This is a genomic window from Bradyrhizobium sp. P2_E8 (assembly GCF_056403875.1).
This window is the reverse complement of the sequence record NZ_JBFUES010001460.1, coordinates 1-1319: the sequence shown is the minus strand read 5'-3', so window position 1 is coordinate 1319 and position 1319 is coordinate 1. Positions and strand designations below refer to the sequence as shown.

Sequence of the window (1319 nt, the reverse complement as noted above, 5' to 3'; positions counted from 1 at the left end):
CTTCAGATGCTCGGTGACATATTGCGTGTCGAGCAGCTCGAAACCGCCATGGATGAGTCGCGCGACCAGGTGCACCAGCGCGACCTTTGAGGCATCGCGCGCGGTGTGAAACATGCTCTCGCCGAAGAAGGCGCGGCCCAGGCTCACGCCGTAGAGCCCGCCGACGAGGTCGTCGCCCTGCCAGGCCTCGACGCTGTGGCAATGGCCGAGCTCGAACAGGCCACCATAGAGGTCGCGGATGCGCTTGTTGATCCAGGTGTCCTCGCGCCCGGCCTGCGGCGCGGCGCAGCCGGCAATCGTGGCCTTGAACGCGGTGTTGACGGTCACGCGAAACACATCCGAACGCACGGTGCGCGCGAGCCGCGAAGCCACGCGGAAGCCGTCGAGCGGGATGACGCCGCGCAATTCCGGCTCGACCCAGAACAGGGTCGGATCGTCGGCGCTCTCGGCCATCGGAAAGATGCCGCAGGCATAGGCGCGCAGCAGCACGGCCGGCGTAATTTCAGACGAAGCGGAGTCGCGCGAAGTCATGGCGCAACAATAGCAGGATCGCCATGCGGTTGCGATGGGGCGCGGGTCAGCTCGCGGCGGCGGTGCTGGTCTTGCCGGGCGGCGCGGGCACGCGGCGGAACCTGAGCAGGATGCGGGTTCCGGAATGGGCGGGGTCGCGCTCGACCGAGGCGTCCAGCTTGGTGGCCATCGCCGCGACGATGCGCTGGCCCATTCCGGTGGAGCGCGGATCGGCCTTGACGTTGTCGCCGACGCCGTCGTCGGCGATCGCCAGCAGCAGATTCTCGCCCTGCAGGGTCAGCTCGACATGGATCGGGCCGGCTCCGTCGGGATAGGCGTATTTCACCGCGTTCATCACCAGCTCGTTGACGATGATGCCGATGGCGACCGCACGGTCCGGATCGATCTCGATCGGCTCGGCCTTCAGCGTCAGGCGCGACATCCGGTTACCTTCGGCCGAGCGGCGCAGGTCCTCGAGCAGCGCGTCCAGGTACTGGCTCAGGACGACGCTCTTGAGGTCCTGCGAGGTATAGAGGCGGCGGTGCACCTGCGCGACCGCGGCGACGCGGCCCATCGCGTTGGTCAGCGCGGCCTTGACCTCTTCCTGTCCGGCGGAGCTCGCCTGAAGATGCAGCAGCGAGGCGATGATCTGGAGCGAATTGCCGACGCGGTGATTGACCTCGCGCAGCAGCAGCTCGCGCTCGGCGGCGAGCGCGGCATAGCGGTCGCGCGAGGCATGGATCTCGGCTTCGGCTTCCTCGCGCGCCTTCTGCAATTCGGCCTGCCGCAGCGCGCCCTCGGCCGCGACG

General features: G+C 68.2%; 2 protein-coding genes. Both read right to left on the bottom strand.

Annotated features, from left to right (window positions below):
• On the bottom strand, window positions 1–531 hold a 531-nt coding region (gene aat / locus AC1D00_RS41415; protein WP_477014680.1), incomplete at its 3' end, for a leucyl/phenylalanyl-tRNA--protein transferase.
• A 46-nt stretch (window positions 532–577) separates the two neighbouring features.
• Window positions 578–1319, bottom strand: a 742-nt coding sequence (locus AC1D00_RS41410) for a sensor histidine kinase (RefSeq protein WP_477014679.1), incomplete at its 5' end; no start/stop codon positions are given.